This window comes from Agromyces italicus DSM 16388 (assembly GCF_000421545.1).
Lineage (GTDB): Bacteria > Actinomycetota > Actinomycetes > Actinomycetales > Microbacteriaceae > Agromyces > Agromyces italicus.
The window spans coordinates 95,379-116,888 of sequence record NZ_ATXF01000006.1; the positions used below are offsets into that span (position 1 = coordinate 95,379).

General features: G+C 68.5%; 17 protein-coding genes. All 17 read right to left on the bottom strand.

Translation table 11 applies throughout. The features are described 5' to 3' along the window. Nucleotides 1-84: 84 nt before the first annotated feature. Nucleotides 85-1,161, bottom strand: a complete 1,077-nt coding sequence (locus H516_RS22065; RefSeq protein ID WP_157432199.1) for a hypothetical protein — start codon at nt 1,159-1,161, stop codon at nt 85-87. After that, the gene (locus H516_RS0108445) at nt 1,158-1,754 is read right to left on the bottom strand and encodes an ABC transporter ATP-binding protein (protein WP_022889286.1); all 597 of its coding nucleotides are present in this window, start codon (nt 1,752-1,754) and stop codon (nt 1,158-1,160) included. The genes H516_RS22065 and H516_RS0108445 overlap by 4 nt, the downstream gene beginning before the upstream one ends. Continuing rightward, nucleotides 1,745-2,737: a biotin/lipoyl attachment domain-containing protein gene (locus H516_RS19200; protein ID WP_157432200.1), complete on the bottom strand. Its 993-nt coding sequence runs from the start codon at nt 2,735-2,737 to the stop codon at nt 1,745-1,747. The genes H516_RS0108445 and H516_RS19200 overlap by 10 nt, the downstream gene beginning before the upstream one ends. 61 nt (nt 2,738-2,798) lie before the next feature. Beyond that, on the bottom strand, nt 2,799-3,332 hold the full coding sequence (locus H516_RS0108455; RefSeq protein ID WP_022889288.1) for a hypothetical protein: 534 nt from the start codon (nt 3,330-3,332) through the stop codon (nt 2,799-2,801). A gap of 32 nt (nt 3,333-3,364) precedes the next feature. Then, entirely contained in the window at nt 3,365-3,703 is a 339-nt protein-coding gene (locus H516_RS22070; RefSeq protein ID WP_157432201.1) for a hypothetical protein, read from the bottom strand. Nucleotides 3,704-4,073: 370 nt separating this feature from the next. After that, complete coding sequence (locus tag H516_RS0108460) at nt 4,074-5,666, bottom strand: APC family permease (RefSeq protein WP_022889289.1); 1,593 nt, start codon at nt 5,664-5,666, stop codon at nt 4,074-4,076. A gap of 11 nt (nt 5,667-5,677) precedes the next feature. Then, nucleotides 5,678-6,553 carry a universal stress protein gene (locus H516_RS0108465; protein WP_022889290.1) on the bottom strand — a complete coding sequence of 292 codons (876 nt, stop codon included), beginning with the start codon at nt 6,551-6,553 and terminating at the stop codon, nt 5,678-5,680. Between the two features lie 103 nt (nt 6,554-6,656). Continuing rightward, nucleotides 6,657-8,018: a flavin monoamine oxidase family protein gene (locus H516_RS0108470; RefSeq protein ID WP_022889291.1), complete on the bottom strand. Its 1,362-nt coding sequence runs from the start codon at nt 8,016-8,018 to the stop codon at nt 6,657-6,659. A 116-nt stretch (nt 8,019-8,134) separates the two neighbouring features. Next, nucleotides 8,135-9,604, bottom strand: a complete 1,470-nt coding sequence (locus H516_RS0108475; RefSeq protein ID WP_022889292.1) for an NAD-dependent succinate-semialdehyde dehydrogenase — start codon at nt 9,602-9,604, stop codon at nt 8,135-8,137. A gap of 47 nt (nt 9,605-9,651) precedes the next feature. Beyond that, nucleotides 9,652-10,977: a Glu/Leu/Phe/Val family dehydrogenase gene (locus H516_RS0108480; protein WP_022889293.1), complete on the bottom strand. Its 1,326-nt coding sequence runs from the start codon at nt 10,975-10,977 to the stop codon at nt 9,652-9,654. After that, entirely contained in the window at nt 10,974-12,332 is a 1,359-nt protein-coding gene (gene gabT / locus H516_RS0108485; RefSeq protein WP_022889294.1) for a 4-aminobutyrate--2-oxoglutarate transaminase, read from the bottom strand. The genes H516_RS0108480 and gabT overlap by 4 nt, the downstream gene beginning before the upstream one ends. 223 nt (nt 12,333-12,555) lie before the next feature. Further along, entirely contained in the window at nt 12,556-14,394 is a 1,839-nt protein-coding gene (locus H516_RS0108490; protein WP_022889295.1) for an ABC transporter permease, read from the bottom strand. A 54-nt stretch (nt 14,395-14,448) separates the two neighbouring features. Next, the gene (locus H516_RS0108495; protein WP_022889296.1) at nt 14,449-15,618 is read right to left on the bottom strand and encodes a type 2 periplasmic-binding domain-containing protein; all 1,170 of its coding nucleotides are present in this window, start codon (nt 15,616-15,618) and stop codon (nt 14,449-14,451) included. Between the two features lie 129 nt (nt 15,619-15,747). Beyond that, a complete protein-coding gene (locus tag H516_RS0108500) occupies nt 15,748-16,872 on the bottom strand; it encodes an ABC transporter ATP-binding protein (RefSeq protein ID WP_022889297.1) in 1,125 nt (374 codons plus the stop codon). Between the two features lie 79 nt (nt 16,873-16,951). Beyond that, nucleotides 16,952-18,472 carry a DHA2 family efflux MFS transporter permease subunit gene (locus tag H516_RS0108505; protein WP_022889298.1) on the bottom strand — a complete coding sequence of 507 codons (1,521 nt, stop codon included), beginning with the start codon at nt 18,470-18,472 and terminating at the stop codon, nt 16,952-16,954. A gap of 36 nt (nt 18,473-18,508) precedes the next feature. After that, complete coding sequence (locus H516_RS19205) at nt 18,509-20,137, bottom strand: LVIVD repeat-containing protein (protein WP_022889299.1); 1,629 nt, start codon at nt 20,135-20,137, stop codon at nt 18,509-18,511. A gap of 385 nt (nt 20,138-20,522) precedes the next feature. Next, the gene (locus H516_RS19210) at nt 20,523-21,479 is read right to left on the bottom strand and encodes a LysR substrate-binding domain-containing protein (RefSeq protein ID WP_022889300.1); all 957 of its coding nucleotides are present in this window, start codon (nt 21,477-21,479) and stop codon (nt 20,523-20,525) included. Between the last annotated feature and the right edge of the window lie 31 nt (nt 21,480-21,510).

Sequence of the window (21,510 nt, forward strand, 5' to 3'; positions counted from 1 at the left end):
TCCCTGATTCGGCGGGCCGCGGTCGCGAGCGGTGTCGTGGCATTGCGAGCTGATGTCCATGGGAGCGCAGCAGCGCGAGGAGACTTAGCGAGATTTAAGGTACGTGTACTGCAGGTTCGGGTTCACTGTGAGGACTGCAAGGGCTCCCCCGACCAGAACCCCGGCCACAGCCGCCAACGCGTGTACCGTGAGTTCCTCCAGCAGGGCAGACGCATCGGGTGGCCGCGCTGACGTCATGACTATCGCGAACCCGATCGACCCGAGCAGGATGCTTGCAGGTAACACCCATGTGGCACCTTCGACGACGTGCTGCAAAATCAGATGTCGCTTGCGGACACCCAGCTGCAGTGAGGTGCTGATCTCAAGTCGACGCATCCAAACAGCAGCGAATCCAACCAGGACGAACAGGCCGACACCTGCTGCGGCGATCAGTTGGGTACCACGCTCGCGGAACTGAGCATCGAAGCCGGGATCGGTTCCGAGCGTCGTGTTTAGCTGATTGACCTCCGGAATGGCGGCATCATCAGCTCCTGAGTCGGCGGCGTACAACACAAGGTCAAGGAGTTTGTCATTGACCGGCCAGACATGGATCCAGCATTCATCGAACGGGCGATGGTCAGCAGTACCAGCGACCGCACTACTTGCGAGCCGGGAATCCCTCCCATCCTCTGGAAAGTTGTATATCCCGCGAACAGCTACTTGTTCGCCGGATGTGAGTGGAAGATTCGATCCACGCTCTGCACCAATGACTGTCGCGAGCCCGTCGGGTAGGAGAAGCCCCGGCTGTGGCGCGGTGCTGGCGCCCAACAACGTGGCCGCGTCCCCGGCCGTCTCAACGACCGGTATCGGGTTGTCCGGCCGAACCACAGGGCTGATGACCGAATCTGTGAACCGGAGCGCGACCGCTCCCTGGACACCCGGAACACTGTCCAGCGCGACGCAACGGTCCGCGTCGATCGCCTGGTCCGATCGCACCTGCACGGTGGATCCTCCGCGCTCGTCGAAGGTGTACGCAGTCTGAAGTACTTGCACCGCCTGGAGGGTGTCCAACAGGTATGTGCCGGCTCCGACAGCGACAGCAACGGCGAGCCAGACGACCGCGCCAGATGCTCCGGACTTGACGTTGCGAATCGCTTCGGTGAGAACTGACCGTAGCTTCACTGTCCCCCCAGGTCGACGAGCGAGTCGCACATCTCGATCACCTGTGCATCGTGTGTGGCGACGATCACGATCCGCCCGCGAGATCGGAGGTTGAGAAGCGAGCCGCTGACGGCCGCTGCGCTGTGGCGATCAAGTTGAGCTGTCGGCTCGTCGACTAACAGGCAGCGAGGGTCACGTGCGACCGCTCGCGCAAGCATCAGCCGTTGGGCTTGCCCACCCGACAGCGCCTTGAACGGCAGGTCGCCGGCCTCTTCGAGTCCAAAGGTCCTCAATATTTCAAGAGCATTCGGCTCCGCATCGGGCCGGGACGCGCCTTTCGCAAGGAGCGGGAGGACTACATGGTCGAGGGCGGATCGATTTGCGACACCATTCGAAGTTTGAAACACCCAGTAGATGTCATCGACCTGGTCTCGGTCCACTGACCCTTCTGCTGGATCCAGCATGCCGGCAAGGATGGCTAGAAGTGTCGACTTCCCGGAACCTGAAGGGCCGACAAGCGCGTAGATCAGCCCGGGCTCGAATGTCAACGTTCGGTTAGAGAACAGTATGTTGCTCGCGAAACGATGCCCAACGTTGCGCAAAACTATCCGCACGCTTCGTCTCTCTTCGGGTTGACTAGAACGGTTTTCGGCGCCTTCCCCTCGACCTCCACGAGAGTGCTGCCGAGCCTCGACGCGACGACCTGGACCACGTAGGTTCGGTTGCCATCGGCGATGCACTGGCGGTCCGTGGTGCCGAACACGCTTGCCGAGGGGACTGCGATCACGTCGAGTGGGGCCGACAAGGCAAGTTTGCCGCCAAGCTTGCCATCCTTGCTCGCCATGTAGGCGATCACATCATCCTCATTGGCGAGGTCGGTTACGGGACCTGTCGACCTGCCGGTAGCGTCGATGGGAACGTGTGTCTCTCCGATAATGAGCACCCGATCTCCTGCGCGAAGGTCCCCGGGCATCGGTGCAATGACTGCCGCCTGAATTGTCTGCTGAAGCTTCGCGAGCTCGCTTCCGGCCTGCACGGATGCTCCGATGCCTGAAGGGCAGTCGCCGAGGGTCACTATTGGCTCGGCAACCCAAATGATACGGTCAAGCCTGAGTCCGTCGAAGTCGTCCTCGATGCCGCGGTCGGAGTAGAACCGGTGCAGTGCTTCCGCTATCCCCCAGTCGAAGCTGCGCGTCTCGGAACTCGTGTATCCAAGTCGAGTGAGTTCTTCGATGAGGGCGTCAACGTCTGCACCTGTTTCACCTCCCTCCATGTCTCGCCACAGCGGTGACTTGGTGTGCAGCAGGGCGATCGGCTGGTCGTTGATGACGGCGATCACCGCCCCGCTGCCGAGTTTCTCGCCGGGGGCACAGTACGTTGCGGTGATCGTTCCTGCGCGCGGGCTAGTGATCGGGGCGGGCGTCCCAACATCGAGCGTGACGTTCACTTGCCGCTCGTCCGTGAATTGAGTGGCTTCGACCGGTATCGTCGCCGCCATTGTTGAGGCTTCCAACGATTCGGGAAGTTGTGGTGGCCGGAGGAGTATGCCTGCGATCAGCCCCACTCCCACCGCGCAGACGCAGGCGAGGAGGAACATGCTCGTGAGTCTTGGCCTAGTGCTGCTTGAAGCCATCGCCTTCGTCCTATGTGCGCCGGGTTCAGTTCTGCGGATTGCTCATACAGAGGTCGAACACCTCGGCGTCAACTTCGAAGGGCAGCGGATCCCCGCTGGTCGACGCATCCAAGTACGCCGTCACATCGGAACCCGTCACTTCCTCATCGACACCGTCGTGACGCACGAAGCACTCCGCGACGATGTCTGGGAAGTCCTGCGCGTCTGGGTTGCGGACGAGATTCACATAGAAAGGTTCGATGAGGACACGCGTGCCGGCTGAGCAGCGGTCGGCGACCGCATCGTAGGCAGCAATGTCACCCGACACTTGGTACGAGTAGTAGCCGCCCTGATCGATTGGGAGGACATCGGCCCCTGCATCCTTTATGCACTTCACATACCGGGCCACAGCTTCCTCGTACTCATCGCGGGACACGGTGAGGTCGTCGAACACGTCCCGTTCGAAGTCGGTTGTCGCTTGGCGCTGTGCATCCCGCGCGGCCTCAGCGTATGGACCGTCAGCCTCAGCCTCAGGAGCGCTGCACGCCGCCAGCAGCAGAAGGGTTGCCCCGGCCGCCATCGCAGCCGGGGCAACCCGAAGGAAACTTGGGATCAAAAGTTGTACCAGCCATCCATGCCCGAGCTGGTGCCAACCCGGGCTGCATGGCCGGCGTTGGTGCCGGACGAATTGGAGACGTACGCGTAGTCGTTTGCCATGATCGCACTGTCGTACGCAGTCGGGAACGAAGCGAGGTACCGGTAGATACGTGCCTGTCCTCGGGAAGTACTGGTGCAGCCGTTCGGGTTCAACCCTGTCCACGTCGAGCCTTTCGACGGGGTCCAGGAACAGATCGCGTTTGCGGGCGCCGCTGCGGTGATGGTCAACCCGCCAGCCAGCAACAGGGCGGCTCCCCCTGCAACGGCTGCCCGCTTCAGACTGCTGAACTTCATGTCGCACTCCCTCACATCGTTGGTCGGTTAGGCGACCCTAACAGGAAAAATCAGGCGTCCATATCATTTATGGGGCGTGCCGGGCTCGCCGTTCCCGTGCTGGTGAACGCACATCGCGGAAGCATCGCGGCGAGGGTGTGCCGGCTCCCAGCGAACCCCCAGACCTCTTAGGCGGTTAGCCGACGGACGGTCTGGCTCCCATCGAGCCCAGTCGTGGCAGGCGTCGAGAATGCATGGCACCCAGGCGCTGAAGGAGTATCCAGGACATCGCCGCAAAGATTGCAGCTGCCATTCTCCCGCCTGAGCGTGTTCTCCTGCCATAGAGCCCGCACCCCTCGTCGTGCGTTCGGAGCACCGAGGGCGAGCCTCGTCAGTCCTCCGCGACCGCGCGCGAGAGCGTCTCGCCGCGGAAGTAGGCCGGGCGCTTCCAGCGCTGCCAGAACATGACGGCGACGCCCGACAGCAGGATGACCATGCCGAGCACGAACACGAGGCCGAGCCCGCCGATGTTCGAGCCCGAGCCATAGCCGGGGTCCATGCTGTCGACGAGCGTCGTGAAGAAGAGCACCGCGAGGATCGTGCCGCCGACGAACGGCGCGATCAGCCGGAAGAACACGTTGCGGGCGCTCGCGAAGAGCGTCTTGCGGAAGTACCACACGCACGCGAACGCCGTGATGCCGTAGTAGAAGCAGATCATCATGCCGAGCGTCGTGATCGTGTCCCACAGCACGTCTTCGCTCACGAAGCGCATGACCGTGTAGAACACCGCGGCGACGACCGCCGCGACGACCGTCGCGTAGCCCGGCGTGAAGAACCGCGGGCTCACCGACGCGAACTTATGCGGCAGGGCACCGTAATGCCCCATCGCGAGCAGGGTGCGCGCGGGCGACACGAAGGTCGACTGCAGCGACGCCGCCGAGCTCGACAGCACCGCGAGCGACATGAAGATCGCGAGCGGTCCGAGGATCGGGCCGGCGAGGTAGAAGAACGCGTTCTCCTGGATCGCCTCGTTGCCGAGCCCCACACCCGTCGTTCCGACGCCCGCGAACGCGAGCGAACCCATCGCGACGAAGAGGTAGATCGCCACGACGATCGTCACGGTCAGGGTCGCCGCCCGGCCGGGCGTCGTGCGCGACCCCTTCGTCTCCTCGTTCATCGTGAGCGTCACGTCCCAGCCCCAGAACACGAAGAGCGAGACCGAGAGCCCGGCGACGACGGCCGAGAACGAGCCGACCTCGAAGGGGTTGAACCAGCTGAGCTCGACCGGCGTCGCGTCGAACGCGGTGCCGTTCGCGACATGCCAGAACGCCGCGACGCCGAAGCCGATCATGACGAGCAGCTGGAACCCGACGAGCCAGTACTGCACCTTCTGCGTCGTCTGCATGTCGCGGTACGAGATGAGCGTCGCCCCGAGGATGAACACGAGACAGGTGACGACGTTGACGAACGGGTTCGCGACCAGGCCGGCGACGGCCGCGGCATCCCCGCCGAAGAACCCGACCACCTGCGAGACCGCGAGGTAGAAGAATTCGACCGCGATGCCCGCGAGGTTCGAGAGCACCACGACCGTCGCGGCGATGAGCCCCCAGCCGCCCATCCAGCCGAGCCACGGGCCGAAGGCCCGGGTCGCCCACGTGAACGAGGTGCCCGAGTCGGGCATCGCGCTGTTGAGCTCGCGGTAGCCGAACGCGACGAGCAGCATCGGGATGAACCCGAGCAGGAATATCGCCGGCAGCTGCGTGCCGACTTCGGCGACGGTCGGGCCGAGCGCGCCGGTCAGCGTGTACGCCGGGGCGATGCACGAGATTCCGATGACGATCGCGCCGATGAGGCCGACCGATCCGGCCGAGAGGCCCTTCTTCGTGAGACCGTGCTCGTCGGCGCCGTCGACCGAGGCGCTCGCCGTCGTGAGCGGCGCGTTCGCCTCGGAGTGCGGGATTGCGGGGTGCTGGGAGTGCGTCATCGCGGCGTCTTTCAGTCGGTGGGGCGCGGCACGACGATCATCGGCACCGGCAGTTCTCTGAGCATCTTCGAGCCGGTCGACCCGAGGAAGAGCCGGCTCGGGGTCGCGAGCCGGCTCGAGCCGACGAGCACGATCTCGCCGACGTGCCACTCGAGTGCGCGCACCGACTCCTCGATGCTCGATCCGGTGGCGGTCGACACGGTCGCCTCGACGGCGGCGGGAAGTGCCCGCTGCGCCTCGACGAGCACCTCGCGGGCGTGCGCCGTGCTCGTGAGGTCGGCGAGCTCCTCGTCCATGCCGGAGGGCAGGTCGATGGGCACCAACGAGAGCAGGCGCAGCGGTGCGTGCGTCGCCCGGCCCAGGCGAACGGATGCCTCGAGCACGGCGCTCGCCCCGGCGCGCTGGCCGATCGCCGCGGTGATGCGGGTGACGCCGAGCGAGATCGGCACCTCGCGCGAGCCCGCAGGGGCGAGCGCGACCGGGACATCCGAGGCGTGCAGCAGGGCACTCGCGACCGAACCGATGCGCGAACGCCCGACGATCGCGCCGCGGGCGGAGCCCACCACGATGAGCGACGCGCCGAACTCGTGCGCGGCGTCGACGAGCCCTTCGGCGAACGACTCCGCATACCGGATGTGCAGCGACTGGTCGATGTCGTCGCCGACCTTCGCGCTCGCCTCGGCGAGCCAACGCTGCGAGCGCTCCTTGACGAGCCGTTCGTAGCCGGGGTCGCGAGGCACGACGCCGCCGCGGGCCTCGATCGGCAGGATCATCACGACCTCGAGGATCGCCTCGGTCGCCCCGGCGAGCCGGGCGCCGAACGCGAGCGCGTCGGCCCCGGAGTCGTCGGCCGTGTAGCCGACGACGATGCGGAGGGATTCTGTCATGCGGGTCTCCTTCGGGGTTTGCAGGACATCTCGGGATTTGCAGGACGTCTTGCGAAAGGGAAGTCCTGCAAACGCGCGATTGTCCTGCAAACCCGAATCGGAATCAGTTGGAGAGGATCTGCTCGGCGACGAGGCGGCCCATGCGGATCGCGCCGTCGACGTGCTGGTAGCCCTTGCCGGCCATGTCGGAGCAGGCGAAGTGGATCGGGCCGACGTTCTTGCGGAGGTCGGCGCCGTAGCGGGCGAGGCCGCCCATGTCGAAGCTCGCGGCGTACGCGCCGCGCGTCCACTCCTCGCTGCCCCAGTCGCTCTCGTAGTAGACGACGGGGTCGAGCGCCTCCGGGCCGTAGTAGTGCGAGAGCGACTCGAGGATCTTCGCCTTCCGCTCCTCGGCGGAAAGGGCGAAGACGCCGTCGGCCTCCTCGTCGGAGACGAAGCCGACGAGGGTGCCGCGGGTGTCGCCGTGGTTGGTGTTGTCGTAGGCCTCGTGGCAGAGCTCGTAGGGGCTGAACGCGGTGCCCGACAGGCCCTGCTCGCGCCAGAACGGCGTCTCGTAGACGGCGTGCACCTTGATGACGAAGCCCATCGAGAGGTGCTGGTGGAGCTGGTGCTGGCGGCGGGGCAGCGGCGGCTCGTACGAGATGCGGCTGTAGAGGATCGGCGGCACGGCGAGGATGACGCGCTTCGCGTGCACCTCGATCGAGTCGGTGACCGCGACGACGCCCTCGGCGGGGTTGTCGGGGTTCCAGCGGAGCGTGCGCACCGGCTGGTTCAGGCGCACCGCATCGCCGAGCTTCGCAGCGAGTCCGAGCGGCACCTGCTGGAGACCGCCGACGACGCGCGCGTCGAGGATGAAGTCGGCGTCGACGAGGTTCGAGAACGAGCCGGCCGACGCGGCCATGAGCAGGGCCTGGAGTGCGCTGAACGCGTGCGTCGGCTTCGTGAGCATCGCACCGGCGATGAACATGCCGATGTTGAGCTTCGCCTCCTCGTCATCGGTCTGCGTGCCGAGCCACTCGGCGAACGAGATCTCGTCGAGCTCCTTCGCGCGCGGGTGCTCCCACGGGGCATCCGGGTCGATCTCGGCGACGAGCGCGTCGAGCTTCTCGATGAGACCGACGATCTCGCCCTCGGTCTTCGCGGGGACCGGGAAGATCTCGCCCTCGAACAGGCGCCGCTCGCCGTCTTCGGCGATGTAGACGTTCTTGCCCTCGCGGTAGCGGGTGTAGGTCTCGAGGCCGAGCTCGGCGATCGTCTCAATCAGGGCGTCCTGGTCGGGCGAGACCCACTGGCCGCCGATCTCGAGCATGGCGCCGTCGACGTCGCCGGTCCAGAGGCGGCCGCCGACGCGGTCGCGCGCCTCGAGCACGACGACCGATTCGCCGGCTTCCTTCAGCTTGTTGGCGGCGGTGAGGCCGGCGGCCCCAGCGCCGACGATGACGACGTCGGTCTCGATGCGTTCCATGTGCTTCTCGTTTCGCTTTCGCTGGTCTTGCGGATGGGCGGCGACCCCGGTGGGGTCGGCCCGAAAAGAGGCGAGCGGATGCCGCGGGGCGAGCCCGTGGCATCCGCTCGCGTGGCTCAGCTCACCGGGATGAGCGTGTACTTCGTGTCGAGGTATTCGTGGATGCCCTCCGCGCCGCCCTCGCGGCCGATGCCCGACTGCTTGACGCCGCCGAAGGGGGCGGCCGCGTTCGAGACGAGGCCCGTGTTGAGGCCCATCATGCCCGTGGCGAGCTTCTCGATCATGCGCTGGCCGCGCGCCAGGTCCTGCGTGAAGACGTAGGAGACGAGGCCGTACTCGGTGTCGTTGGCGAGGCGGATCGCCTCGTCCTCCGAGGAGAAGGTGGTGATGCCGAGCACGGGGCCGAAGATCTCCTCCTTGAGGAGGCGGGCGTCGGCTGTGACGTCGCCGAGCACCGTCGGCGCGTAGAACGTGCCCGCGCCGTCGATCACGGTGCCGCCGGTGAGGATCTTCGCGCCCTTGCCGACCGCGTCCTGCACGAGCTCGTGGGTCGTGGCGACCGCCTTCCCGTCGATGAGCGGGCCGATGTTGACGCCGTCCTCGGTACCCCGGCCGACCGAGAAGCCGGCGACGCGCTCGGCGACGCGCTTCGAGAACTCGGCGGCGACCGACTCGTGCACGATGAAGCGGTTCGCCGCGGTGCAGGCCTGGCCGATGTTGCGGAACTTCGCGAGCATCGCGCCGTCGACCGCCTTGTCGAGGTCGGCGTCGCCGAAGACGACGAACGGGGCGTTGCCGCCGAGCTCCATCGAGGTGCGGAGGATGCAGGTCGCGGCCTGCTTCATGAGGGCGCGGCCGACCCCGGTCGAACCGGTGAAGCTGAGCTTGCGGAGGCGCGGGTCCTCGATGATCGGGCCGGAGACGGCCGAGGAGGTCGACGTCGCGATGACGTTGACGACGCCCTTGGGGAGGCCCACCTCTTCGAGCAGCTGCACGAACGCGATCGTCGTGAGCGGCGTGAGAGCCGGGGGCTTGATGACGACGGTGCAGCCGGCCGCGAGCGCGGGCGCGATCTTGCGGGTCGCCATGGCGAGCGGGAAGTTCCACGGGGTGATGAAGAACGAGGGGCCGACGGGGCGCTGGGAGACGACCATGTGGCCGGTGCCCTCGGGATTCAGGCCGTAGCGGCCCGAGATGCGCACGGCCTCTTCGGAGAACCAGCGGAGGAACTCGCCGCCGTAGGCGACCTCGCCGCGGGCCTCGGCGAGCGGCTTGCCCATCTCGAGGGTCATCAGCAGCGCGAACTCCTCCTTGCGCTCCTGCAGCAGGTCGAAGGCGCGGCGCAGCAGCTCGCCGCGGACGCGGGGGGCGGTCGCCGCCCACTCGTCCTGCACGGCGACGGCCGCGTCGAGGGCCTTGAGCCCGTCGGCGACGGAGGCGTCGGCGATCTCCTTGATGGTGTCGCCCGTGGCGGGGTCGATGACGGCGAGGGTCTTGCCGCCCTCGGCCGACACCCACTCGCCGGCGATGAAGAGACCGGTCTCGACCTTGTCGAGCACCGAGGCTTCGAGTGTTGCGTTCGTCATGTGTGTGCTTTCCGTTCGATGATTGCGTGGCGTGGGCGACGCATCGATCAGGGGTAGAGGCCGCGCAGCTTGTGCGCTTCGGCGACGCGCTCGACCGCGAGCGCGGTGGCGGCGGTGCGAAGCGACAGCCCCCGCGAGGTCGCGTAGCCGAGCACGTGCTGCCACGCGCTGAGCATCCGCTCCTCCAGTCTGGCCTCGACCTCGTCGACGCGCCACCAGTAGGCCTGGTTCGCCTGCACCCATTCGAAGTACGAGACGATCACGCCGCCGGCGTTCGCGAGGATGTCGGGGACGACGAGGATGCCGCGCTCGCGCATGATGCCGTCGGCGGCGGGGGTCGTCGGGCCGTTGGCGCCCTCGACGATGACCTTGGCCTGCACCCGCGCGGCGTTGCCCTCGTGGAGCACGCCCTCGACGGCGGCCGGCACGAGCAGGTCGACCTCGAGTTCGAGCAGGGCCGCACCGTCGAGCGCCTCCGCGCCGCTGAAGCCGATGACCGCACCGGTCTCGCGGACGTGGGCGGCGAGCGCCTCGATGTCGAGGCCGGCGGCGTTGAAGACGGCGCCGTACTGGTCGCTCACGGCCTGCACGGTGACGCCCGACTCGGTGAGGAACCGGGCGGCATCCGCACCGACCTTGCCGAAGCCCTGCACGGCCGCGGTGGCCTGCGACGGGGTGATGCCGGCGTGGCGGAGGGCGGCGAGCGCGATGTGCGTGACCCCACGCGACGTCGCGCTCGCGCGCCCCTGTGAACCGCCGAGCGCGATGGGCTTGCCGGTCACGATGCCGGGCACCGTGTAGCCGCTGTTCACGGAGTAGGTGTCCATGATCCAGGCCATCGTCTGCTCGTCGGTGCCGATGTCGGGCGCGGGGATGTCGCGCTCCGGGCCGATGATCGGCAGGATCTCGCTCGTGTAGCGACGGGTCACGCGCTCGAGCTCGGCCTTGGAGTGCTCGCGGGGGTCGATCGCGATTCCGCCCTTCGCGCCGCCGTACGGCACGTCGAGCAGGGCGCACTTCCACGTCATCCACATGGCGAGCGCACGCACCTCGTCGATGTCGACGTTCGGTGCGTAGCGCAGGCCGCCCTTGGCGGGGCCGCGGCTGAAGTTGTGCTGCACGCGGTAGCCGGTGAAGAGCACCGTCTCACCCGAGTCGCGGCGCAGCGGCACCGCGACCGTGAGCTCGCGACGCGGCGTCGCGAGCATCTGGTGGGTGCCCTCCGAGAAGCCGAGCAGGCCGATGGCCTCGGCCAGCTGCGAGCGCGCGTCGGCCAGCGGGGTCGAGACGGGGGCGGCGCCGTCCTGAGCCTGTCGAAGGGATGCCGCGTGGGCGGCGTGCGGGGCGACGGCGTTGTCGATCACGGTGCTCATGCCTGCTTGAGCCCCTCGGCGACGACGTTCAGACCCTCGACGAGGAGCTCGTCGGAGATGGTCAGCGGCGGGAGGAAGCGGATCACGTTGCCGTAGGTGCCGCACGTGAGCACGATGACGCCCTGCGCGTGGGCGAACTTCGCGACCGCGTTCGTGAGGGCGGCGTCGGGGGCGCCGGTGGCCGGGTCGACGAGCTCGATCGCGACCATGGCGCCACGACCGCGGACGTCGCCGATGCGCGGGTCGGCGGTGCGGAGCGCGTTGAGGCGGCCGATGAGCACCGAGCCGATCTCCTTGGCGCGCTCGATGAGGCCGTCGGCTTCGTAGGTCTCGATCGTCGCGAGCGCGGCGGCGCAGGCGAGCGGGGAGCCCGCGTAGGTGCCGCCGAGGCCGCCGGCCATGGCGGAGTCCATGATCTCGGCGCGACCGGTGACGGCCGACAGCGGCAGGCCGCCGGCGATGCCCTTCGCGGTGACGATCACATCGGGCACGATGCCCTCGTGCTCGCTCGCGAACCAGGCGCCCGTGCGGGCGAAGCCGGTCTGCACCTCGTCGGCGATGAAGACGACGCCGTTCGCGTTCGCCCACTCGACGAGCGCGGCGAGGAAGCCCTGCGCGGGGACGATGAAGCCGCCCTCACCCTGGATGGGCTCGATGATGATCGCGGCGAGGTTCTCGACGCCGACCTGCTTCTCGATCTGGAGGATCGCGCGGGCCGCGGCCTCACGGCCGTCGAGGCCGCCGTCGCGGAAGGGGTAGCTGAGAGGGGCGCGGTACACCTCGGGCGCGAACGGGCCGAAGCCGCTCTTGTACGGGATGTTCTTCGCGGTGAGCCCCATGGTGAGGTTCGTGCGGCCGTGGTAGGCGTGGTCGAAGGCGACGACGGCCTGCTTCTTCGTGTAGTGGCGGGCGATCTTGATCGCGTTCTCGACCGCCTCGGCGCCCGAGTTGAACAGGGCTGAGCGCTTCTCGTGGTCGCCCGGGGTGAGCTCGTTGAGCTTCTCGGCGACGGCGACGTAGCCCTCGTAGGGCGAGACGGTGAAGCAGGTGTGGGTGAAGGCGTTCAACTGCGCCGCGACGGCGTCGACGACGCGCGGGGCTGAGTTGCCGACACCGGTGACGGCGATGCCCGAGCCGAGGTCGATGAGCGAGTTGCCGTCGGCATCGACGACGACGCCGCCGCCCGCGGCGACGACCGAGATCGGCAGGGTGTGGCCGACGCCGGCCGCGACGGCCTGCGCCTTGCGGGCCATGAGCTCCTGCGAGCGGGGTCCGGGGATGGCCGTGACGAGGCGGCGCTCCTGGGTGAGTGCGGGGCCGCCGGTCGTGGTGGCCGGGGTGTCGACGAGGGTCATGGCTGCTCCGATGCATGGTGACGGCGGTGGCTGATGCGTCGATGGTAGGTCGGTCGGCACCGATATCTCAGGGCCAGCGTGTACACATAGCACCCACTTCTTGGACGTGACGTACAACGCGAACGCCCGGCTTCTGCGGAGAGGTGACGCGAGACGTCGTGTCAGGCGACCATCGCGAACATCCTCCTGCTGAAGCCGGGCAGTGGGGGGCCGGGGTGATGCGTCAGCGGTCGGCGAACTCCTTCTGCTCCTCGAGCTCCTGCGCCGCGACGGCGCGCGTCGCCGGCGCAGGCGGGTCGTTCGGTGCGGCCGCCGGGCGGGCACCGAGGCCGGGAATCGCCGAACGCCGCCTCGCCCGCCCGATCGCGACGAGCGACACCGCCCACTGCAGTCCGTAGCCGATCAGGAAGACCAGCAGGGTGAAGATGAGCGCCATCGCCGCACCCGCGTCGGGCGCGTAGAGCTGCGCCGAGCGGGGGTTGATCATCGCGTACATGTACACCGACAGCGGCCGCGACTCGGGCGTCGCGAGGAACGCCGGCAGTGTGAACTCGTTCGTGCCGAGGATGAACATCTGGATCCACACCGCGAACACCGTCGGCATGAGCAGCGGCACGACGACCTTGCGGAATCCCTCGAGGGGGCTCGCGCCGCTCACGAGCGCGGCCTCCTCCAGCTCCTTCCGGATCTGAAGGGTCGCGCTGTACCCCGAACGGTAGGCGATCGAGACGCGGTACGAGTAGGCGATCACGAGCGCCGCGATCGTGCCGGCGAGCGGGATCACCGGGTTGATCACCATGAAGGTGAGGAACATCGCGAAACCGGCGATGACCGCGGGGATCGCGACCGAGGACGACGCGAACAGGTCGACCGCCTTCGTCCAGACCGTTCGCCGACCGCGTGCGATGCCGTACGCGAGCACCGTCGCCGCGACGCACGCGATCGTGGCGCTGCCGCCGGCGATGACGAGCGTGCGCCCGAGCGACGCCCAGAACTCGGGGTCGCCGAGCACCTCGCCGAAGGCGGTGAAATGCGTCTGCGTGGCGAGCGCCTCGAACGAGAACGCGATCGGGTAGGGCGTGATCGCCGACCAGAACAACGCGAAGAGGGGCAGGATCGCCGTGAGCAGGGTGAACACGAAGACCGCGAGCAGCACCGGCGGCTTCCAGCCGCCGAGCTTCATGACCGTCGGACGGAAGCCCTTGCCCGAGATCGAGGCCCGCCGCTCGGCGTCGCGCGTGGCCCGCAGGTAGATCACGAACGCGATCGTGGTGATCACGAGGAAGACGCAGCCCCAGGCGGCCGCGAGGCCGTACTGCGGCAGTTCGCCGGCGCTCGCGCTGATGAGGGTCCAGAGCTTCAGGGCGAAGATGTCCTTGCCCGACTCCTGTCCGAACAGGAGCGGCACCTCGAGGCTGCCGAGCCCGAGGATGAAGGTCAGCACGGTCACCCCGAGCAGGCCCGGCCAGAGCATGGGCAGGGTCACCCTGCGGAGCGTCTGCGGCCACGATGCCCCCGAGACGCGGGCCGACTCCTCGAGCGAGCCGTCCATGCTCGTGAGGATCGGCACGATCATCAGGTACGGGAACGTCACGTTCGTGAGCGACTGGATGACGACCATCGTCGAGAAGGCGTAGGGGTCGACCACGAGGTCGCCCGGCAGCAGCCGCAGCACCTGGTTGAGCACGCCCGACTCCGGCGAGAGCATCAGGAGGTAGGCCTGCGCCTTCACGATCGGCGGCACGATGAACGGCACGATCACGAGCACCGAGATCACCCGCCGGAACGGCGCATCCGTGCGCACCGTCACCCACGCGAGCCCGAAGGCCATCAGGAGCGAGATGATCGTCGAGCCGCCGACGAACACGGCGGTCGAGCCGAGCACCGCCCAGAAGTCCTCACGCAACTCCCACAGCGTGACGAAGTTGTCGACCGACCACTTCGCCGATGACACTCCGAACGGCAGGAACGGACCACGGAACGCGGTGATCACCTGCACGGCGAGGGGAATCGCCAGGAGGAGGAAGATCACCGATCCGGCGATGACCGTGGTGACCGTCATCGTGGTCGGCCGAGTCCGCTCGGCCCGCGTGGTCCGTCCTGCCGTCGACACGGGTTACCCGTTCAGCGCCGCGTCGGCGGCGTTGGTCAGGGCGATCCACTCGTCGCGCGTGTCCTGCGTCTCGATCTGCGCTCCGTTGTCGAGGCTCTGCAGCAGGGCGTCGGCGTTCGTCTTCATGAGGCCGGTCGCCTGCTCGAAGACCGAGGAGGGCAGCCCGGGGTAGGGCACCTGCGTCGTCGAGAACTGCTCGTCGGTCATGCGCAGCTCGATCCAGTCGGGGTCGTACGCGTTCCAGAGCGCCCAGAGCATCGCGCCGGGCATGTTGCCGGCGTCGGCGTTCACCCCCGAGAACTGGGCGAACACGGCCGAGTGCTCGAACGGCTGCACCGCGAGGCTCGGGTTCGGGTTGAAGAGCGTCTGGTTGAGCGCGATCGGCACGTCGCCGCTCGAGAGCGGGGAGTTCTGATCCTCGAGGATCTGCATCGTGCCCGACGACTTCAGCTCTCCGATGAGCTCGACCATCGCCTCCTCGCCTTCGCTCATGCCGTAGCCCGAGAACACGATCGGGTTGTAGCTCGCGATCGAGACCTTGCCCTCGTACTCGGGAGCGAGCAGCCCGTCGAGCGATTCGGGCGCTTCGATCTTGTCGGTGTTCACCTGCATGAGCGAGCCGTTGACGCTGTCGGGCAGCATCTCGGGGGCGCCGATCGTCAAGAACTCCTCGGGCACGCCGAACTCGGTCCAGTCGACCTCGGCCCAGTAGCCCTCGTCGGTCATCGCGGCCGCAGAGACGAGCGAGCCCGAGAGGATGTCGGTGTTGCGCGAACCGGTCGCCTCGGCCGAGATGACGGCCGAGGGCAGGTTGTACGTGAGGCCGCGCGTCTCGATCGTGAGGTCGGGGTAGCGCGAGTTGAACTGGGCGATCACCTCGGGGGCGAGCTCGTACCAGTCCCAGATCACGAGGCGTCCGTCGTCGGTCTCCTTGGCCTGCTCGTACAGCGCATCCATCTGGCGGTCGATCTCGGGCCAGAAGTCCTCGTAGAAGTTCTCGCATCGGGTGAATGCGCCGACCTCGACGGCCTCGCACTCGGCGCCCTTCGCGCTGTCGCCGGTCGGTTCGATCGCGCCGGGGGCTTCTGCCTGGGCGGCGCTGCACGAACTCAGCAGCAGCATTCCTGCGGCGGCGAGGGCGATGCCTCCGCCGCGTGCGGTACGTACCTTCATGATCTGTCCTCTCTGACGTGGATCTCTTGGGTGTGGCGGGTGGTGCGGTGATGCGGGCGGAACTCGGGTCGGTGCGGGCGTGGTGCGGGCGTGGTGCGGACTGGGCGGTGCGTGCTCGTTCGGGCGCGTCTACCCGGCGAGCACCCGGCAGGCGTTCGGATCGAGCTCGACGAAGATGCTGCTGCCCGAGGCGGGCGAGTCCAGCGGCGCTCCGCGGGCGACGAGGGTACCGACGACGGTTGCGCCCGCGAGCACCTCGACCTCGACCTCGACGATCTCGCCGAGGAACTCGACGCGCACGACGCGTGCGGGCAGCACGTTCGGGCGGTCGGGCGCCGTCTCGTGCCAGCGCACGCTCTCGGGGCGGTAGGTGACGGTGACGTCGTCGCCGAGCGCGACGCCGTCTGGGCACGGGGTTGCGAGGCGGGTGCCGAAGGCCTCGACGAGCACCTCGCCTGCGCCGCTGCGCTCGCGCACGACGGCGGGGATCATGTTGACCCGGCCCACGAAGTCGGCGACGAAGCGATCGGCAGGCTGATAGTAGAGCTCGCGCGGCGAGGCCTCCTGCACGATGCGGCCCTGGTTCATCACGGCGACGCGGTCCGACATCGAGAGCGCCTCGGACTGGTCGTGGGTGACGTAGAGCGCGGTGATGCCGAGCCGCTGCTGGAGGCTCCGCAGCTCGTTGCGCATGGTGTCGCGGAGCTTCGCGTCGAGGTTCGAGAGCGGCTCGTCGAGGAGCAGAAGCCGGGGCCGGTGCGCGAGCGCGCGGGCGAGGGCGAGGCGCTGTTGCTGGCCGCCCGAGAGTGCGGTGGCCGGCCGGTGGGCATAGGCGTCGAGCTGCACGAGCTCGAGCGCCTCCATGGCGCGGGCCCGCGCCTCCTTCTTCGGCAGCTTCCCGCCCGAGACCTGGAGGGGGAAGACAGCGTTGGCGAAGACGGTCATGTGCGGCCAGATCGCGTAGTTCTGGAAGACCATGCCGACGTCGCGCTTGTCGGGAGGCAGGTGCTCGGTGCCGGTCGAGAGCACCTGGTCGTCGAGCGTGATGCGCCCGCCGTTGCTCGTCTCGAGTCCGGCGACGCAGCGGAGCGTGGTGGTCTTGCCGCACCCCGAGGGCCCGAGCAGCGAGGTGAACGTGCCCGGCTCGATGGTGAAGCTGACGCCCTTGACGACGGGCACCGCGCCGCCGTCGAGCTCGTACTGCTTCTCGAGGCCGTCGACGACGAGGCGGCCGCCTCCGTGTGCTGCAGTCATGTGTCCGCTCCCTGGCGATTTCTGTATTCTGGATCCAATTGGACGATGAGGATGCCCCGCCGCGACGCTGCGGCGACCATCAGCTCGGCGCCGCCTGGGTCGGCATCTCGCCGCGGGCGGGCGTCTCGCGCGCGTCACCCCAGCCCACGGTGACGACCGGCCTGGCGAAGAAGAGCACCACGATCGCACAGAGCGCGAACGCGCCGGCGGCGAGCCAGAGCGACTGCCCCATCGCCGTCGAGAACCCGCCGACCGCCGCAGCAGGCAGCCCTCCGGCCGCCCCGCCCGCCCCCGGCGCGAGCTCCTCGGCCGCGAAGCCGGGCAGCTGCGCCGTGAGGGTGAGACCCATCAGCGCGGCGATCGCCGCGGAGCCGAGCACCGAGCCGAGCTGGCGGGTCATCGTGTAGACGCCCGAACCGGCACCGGCCTCGGCCCGCGGCAGGTTGCGCGTCGCGGTCGAGGCGAGCGGTGCGAAGACCCCCGAGATGCCGAAGCCGAGCAGGGCCGAGGGCAGGAGCAACTGCCAGTACGGGACATCCGGACCGATGAGCAGGCTGTACCAGCAGAGCGCGAGCGCCGAGAGCGAGAGTCCGGTGAGCGCGACCCACTTGGGGTCGATCCGGTCGCTGAAGCGGCCGATGAGCGGCGCGAGCACCCCCGAGATGACCGCCATCGGCACGAACATGAGCGCCGCCTGGGTCGGTGTGAGTCCGCGGCCCACCTGGAAGTAGAACGCGAGCGGCAGCGGCATCGCGGTCATCGCGACGCCGACGAGGGAGATCGCGACGTTCGACAGCGAGAAGTTGCGGTCGCGGAAGAGCCTGAGCGGCAGCAGCGGTTCGGCCCGGTTGAACGCCTGCGAGACGACGAAGCCCGCGAGCACCAGGAGGCCCGCGACGATGAGCCCCCAGACCGTGATCGGCCCGACGATCACCCCCCAGTCGTACGTCTCGCCCTCCTGGATTCCGAAGACGAGGAGGAACATGCCGATCGCGCTCAACACGACGCCGAGCCAGTCGAAGCGGTGCGCGTGCGTCTCGAGGTCGGGCACGAGCCGCCACGCCGCGATGAACGCGACCACGCCGACCGGGATGTTGACGAAGAACACCCACTGCCAGCCGAGCGTGTCGACGAGCACCCCGCCGAGGATCGGGCCGACGAGCGTGGCGACGCCCGCGACGGAACCCCAGAGTCCCATCGCCGCACCCCGCTGGTTCGGCGGGAAGACCCGGGTGATGACCGCCATCGTCTGCGGCGTCATCAGCGCCGCACCGAGCCCCTGCACGGCACGGGCCGCGATGAGCGTGGTGATGTCGCCCGAGAGCCCGCACCAGAGCGAGGCCAGCGTGAACACCACGAGCCCCGCGAGGTACACCCGCTTCGGACCGAAGCGGTCGCCCAACCGCCCCGTGATGAGCAGCGGCACCGCGTAGGCGAGCAGGTACGCACTCGTCACCCAGATCACCGCGGTCAGGTCGGTGTGGAGATCGGCGAGGATCGCCGGGTTCGCGATCGACACGATCGTCGTGTCGACGAGGATCATGAAGAACCCGATGACGAGCGCCCAGAGGGCGGGCCACGGTCTTGCGGTCTGGTTCATGGTCGGCTTTCGCAGGGGGGATGTCTCGGGCCGGGCTCAGCTCGCGGGGGCCGGGGCGGTGGCGGGCGGCAGCCCGACGACGGGGTCGCCGAGCAGCGGCGTCGAGACCGCGTAGATGCCGTGGTTCGCGAAGAGCCAGATCAGGTTGCGGTCCCACTCGACGAAGACGCCGTGCACGGGCGCGGCGAGGTCGTCGTCGTCCTTCAGGCCCATCGGGGGCACGAAGTAGGCGCCGACCTTCGGGTTCTCGGGGTCGCGGACGTCGAAGATCTGCAGGCCCGCGGCGTAGAACGCGTAGGGGATGACGCCGCCGTGCGGGGTGCCGGTGTTCGTGAAGTAGCCCGAGCGCTTCGGCCCGAACGAGCCGCGGCGCTGGGCCCAGTCGGTGAACGCAGCCGTGGCCGGGGGAAGCGGGCGGGGAAGCGTGCGCACGACCTTCGGCTGCGTCGGGTCGCTGACGTCGATCTGGTAGATCTCCTTCGCCGGCTCGTAGCAGTCGGTGTTCATCGGGTAGCCCGAGACGTAGACGTACCCGGTCTCCTCGACCTGGGTCGTGTCGACGTTGTCACCCTCGGTCCCGGCAACGCTCACCGGCAGGTGGCACCAGCCGACGTGACGGATGTTCGCCGGGTCCGACACGTCGAGCACGAAGAAGCCCTGGCCGCCCTGGGCGGCGTAGCCGTACTTCCCGCCCGACTCGACCGAGCGGGGCATGAAGACGCCCATGCGTGAGCCGAACCAGCTCGTCTTGTTGTTCCACCGCTCGTTGCCGGCGAAGTACTCGGAGGTGGCCTCCTCGCCCGCGCGGGTGCCGGGCACCCACCAGTTCGAGAGCAGCTCGGGGTTCGCCGGGTCGCTGACGTCGTAGGCGGCGTGGCCGGCGGCCCACAGCGTCGTCTTGTACGGCTGGTTCGTGAAGGTGTTGTCGGGCGCCGTCGCGACGAAGAGGTACTTGTCGCCGTAGTAGACGGGCAGGTCGAGAACACCGTTGCCCTCCTGGATCTCGCCCGGCTCGTGGTTCGGGTCGGTCGAGACCTCGGTGAGCAGGGTCCAGTCACGGGGGCTCGGTCCGTTCATCTCCCACGTACGGAAGCCCCGGAGGCCCTCCCACTCCTTCAGCTGGCCCTCGACGGTGTCGTCGTTCCATTTGTTGGCGACGCGTCCCTTGAGGAAGTAGCGCGGGGTCTCGCTCGCCTGGATCGCGATGTGCTTGCCGAGCTTCTCGTTCCACTGCACGGTGGTGGCGCCGAACTCGGGGCGGGGGTCGCCCCAGCCCCACTGCTCCTCGTCGATGATCGTGAGGTCACGCGGGTCGGTGATGTCGTAGAGCTTCCAGTGATTGCCCCCGCCGTAGTGCAGCATGTAGCGGGTGCCGTCGAAGTCGTAGATGCACTGCCACGAGTGGCTCGTGTTCACGACGATCGGGTAGAACGCCTCGGCAGTCGCGTTGAGGGCGTACGTCTCGGGGTCGCGGTAGTCGAGCTGACCGGGCCAGTCCACGAACACGTCGCGCGGCACCGAGGGGGTCGAGGCGGGGGGCAGAAAGCTGCCGTCGGGCTGCATGCCCCAGGTGCCCGGTTCGGGGTCGCGGGGTTCTCCCTCGACCCGCTGGAAGTCCTCGGGACGGTACTTCTTCGCGTCGGGAACGTAGGGAGAGCCGGCCATGTCGCCTCCATTGGCACTGGGACTGAGATCGTCACGACGCGGTGCGTCGTTCCATTCAGCGTCGCCAGAAGTTGCGATGCCGTCCAATATCTATTCGGCTCGCAGCCATGACCAATCGGGCATACCACCTCCCGCCGCACCGCCGCACCGCCGCACCGCCGCACCGCCGCACCGCCGCACCGCCGTGACGCCGCACCGCCGTGACGCCGTGACGCCGTGACGCCGTGACGCCGTGACGACCTTTTGCCGGTTCACGCCCGTTCGGCGCGGGCAGCGAGGGGTCGTCGGGCGGCAAGAGGTCGTCACGGCGACGGGTGCGCTTCGCGCGACGGGTGCGCTTCGCGCGACGGGTGCGCTCCGGGCGACGGGTGCGCTTCGCGCCCGCTCAGGGCGCCTCGCCGCGGGCGTGTTCGCGCTCGAACTCGGCGAGCCGGGCGCCCTCCTCGCGCAGGTGCGTCAGCAGGGCGGATGCCGCAGCCGACGGCGCGCGGTCGGCGAGCCGCGTGACCCCGACGGCGCGCCGGATCGAGCTCAGCGGCGTCGGCAGGATGCGGAGCTCGCGGTCGTCGACGGCGATGAACATCGGCAGCGCCGCGATGACGTCGGTCGACACGAGGAGGTTTCGCAGGGTCAGCATCGAGGTGCACTCGACCCGGTCGGCCGGCAGCGGCAACCCCTCGTGGAAGAAGACGGCCTCGAGCTCGGCGCGCAGCGCCGTCTGCGCCACGGGGAAGATCCACGGGTAGCGGACGAGTTCGGCGAGCGCGGTCGACTCGCCGTCGTGCACGGGATGCCCCATCCGCGCCACGAGCCGGATCGGCTCGAGGTGCAGCCGTTCCTGCTCGAGTCGCACCGGCACGCTCGACGAGAGCCGGCCGACGGTGAGGTCGAGGTCGCCGGCCAGCAGCAACTGCTGGAGCGTGTCGGGCGTGCCTTCGCGCACGACGACGGTGAGGCGCGGATGCTCGGCCTTCAACCCCGCGATCGCCCGGGGCAGCAGCAGGTTCGAGCCGGCCAGGTGGGTGCCGACCGTGACCGTGCCGAGCTGCCCCGACTGGAGCAGCCGCACCTCCTCGCCCGCGATGCGGAGTTCGGCGAGCACCGATCGGGCGCGTTCGATGAACGGCCGGCCGTACTCCGTCGGCGTGACGCCGCGCGGCAATCGCTCGAACAGCGGCACGCCGAGGAGGTCTTCGACCTCGCGCAGCCCACGGGTCACGACGGGCTGGGTGATGTGGAGCGCCTCGGCGGCACGCACGAGGGTGCCCTCGTCGGCGATGGTCGCGACGAGGACGAGGTGCCGGATCTTGAGTCGGCCATCGAGGAGTCGGTCAGAGCTCATGCCACCGAACCATAGCCGAACGGGCATGGCA

Coding starts and splice junctions, on each gene's coding strand:
- H516_RS19200 (WP_157432200.1), bottom strand. CDS start 2,737: ATGTTCCTCCTCGCCTGCGTCTGCGCGGTGGGAGTGGGGCTGATCGCA.
- H516_RS0108455 (WP_022889288.1), bottom strand. CDS start 3,332: ATGGCGGCCGGGGCAACCCTTCTGCTGCTGGCGGCGTGCAGCGCTCCT.
- H516_RS22070 (WP_157432201.1), bottom strand. CDS start 3,703: ATGAAGTTCAGCAGTCTGAAGCGGGCAGCCGTTGCAGGGGGAGCCGCC.
- H516_RS0108460 (WP_022889289.1), bottom strand. CDS start 5,666: ATGACGCACTCCCAGCACCCCGCAATCCCGCACTCCGAGGCGAACGCG.
- H516_RS0108465 (WP_022889290.1), bottom strand. CDS start 6,553: ATGACAGAATCCCTCCGCATCGTCGTCGGCTACACGGCCGACGACTCC.
- H516_RS0108470 (WP_022889291.1), bottom strand. CDS start 8,018: ATGGAACGCATCGAGACCGACGTCGTCATCGTCGGCGCTGGGGCCGCC.
- H516_RS0108475 (WP_022889292.1), bottom strand. CDS start 9,604: ATGACGAACGCAACACTCGAAGCCTCGGTGCTCGACAAGGTCGAGACC.
- H516_RS0108480 (WP_022889293.1), bottom strand. CDS start 10,977: ATGAGCACCGTGATCGACAACGCCGTCGCCCCGCACGCCGCCCACGCG.
- gabT (WP_022889294.1), bottom strand. CDS start 12,332: ATGACCCTCGTCGACACCCCGGCCACCACGACCGGCGGCCCCGCACTC.
- H516_RS0108490 (WP_022889295.1), bottom strand. CDS start 14,394: ATGACGGTCACCACGGTCATCGCCGGATCGGTGATCTTCCTCCTCCTG.
- H516_RS0108495 (WP_022889296.1), bottom strand. CDS start 15,618: ATGAAGGTACGTACCGCACGCGGCGGAGGCATCGCCCTCGCCGCCGCA.
- H516_RS0108500 (WP_022889297.1), bottom strand. CDS start 16,872: ATGACTGCAGCACACGGAGGCGGCCGCCTCGTCGTCGACGGCCTCGAG.
- H516_RS0108505 (WP_022889298.1), bottom strand. CDS start 18,472: ATGAACCAGACCGCAAGACCGTGGCCCGCCCTCTGGGCGCTCGTCATC.
- H516_RS19205 (WP_022889299.1), bottom strand. CDS start 20,137: ATGGCCGGCTCTCCCTACGTTCCCGACGCGAAGAAGTACCGTCCCGAG.
- H516_RS19210 (WP_022889300.1), bottom strand. CDS start 21,479: ATGAGCTCTGACCGACTCCTCGATGGCCGACTCAAGATCCGGCACCTC.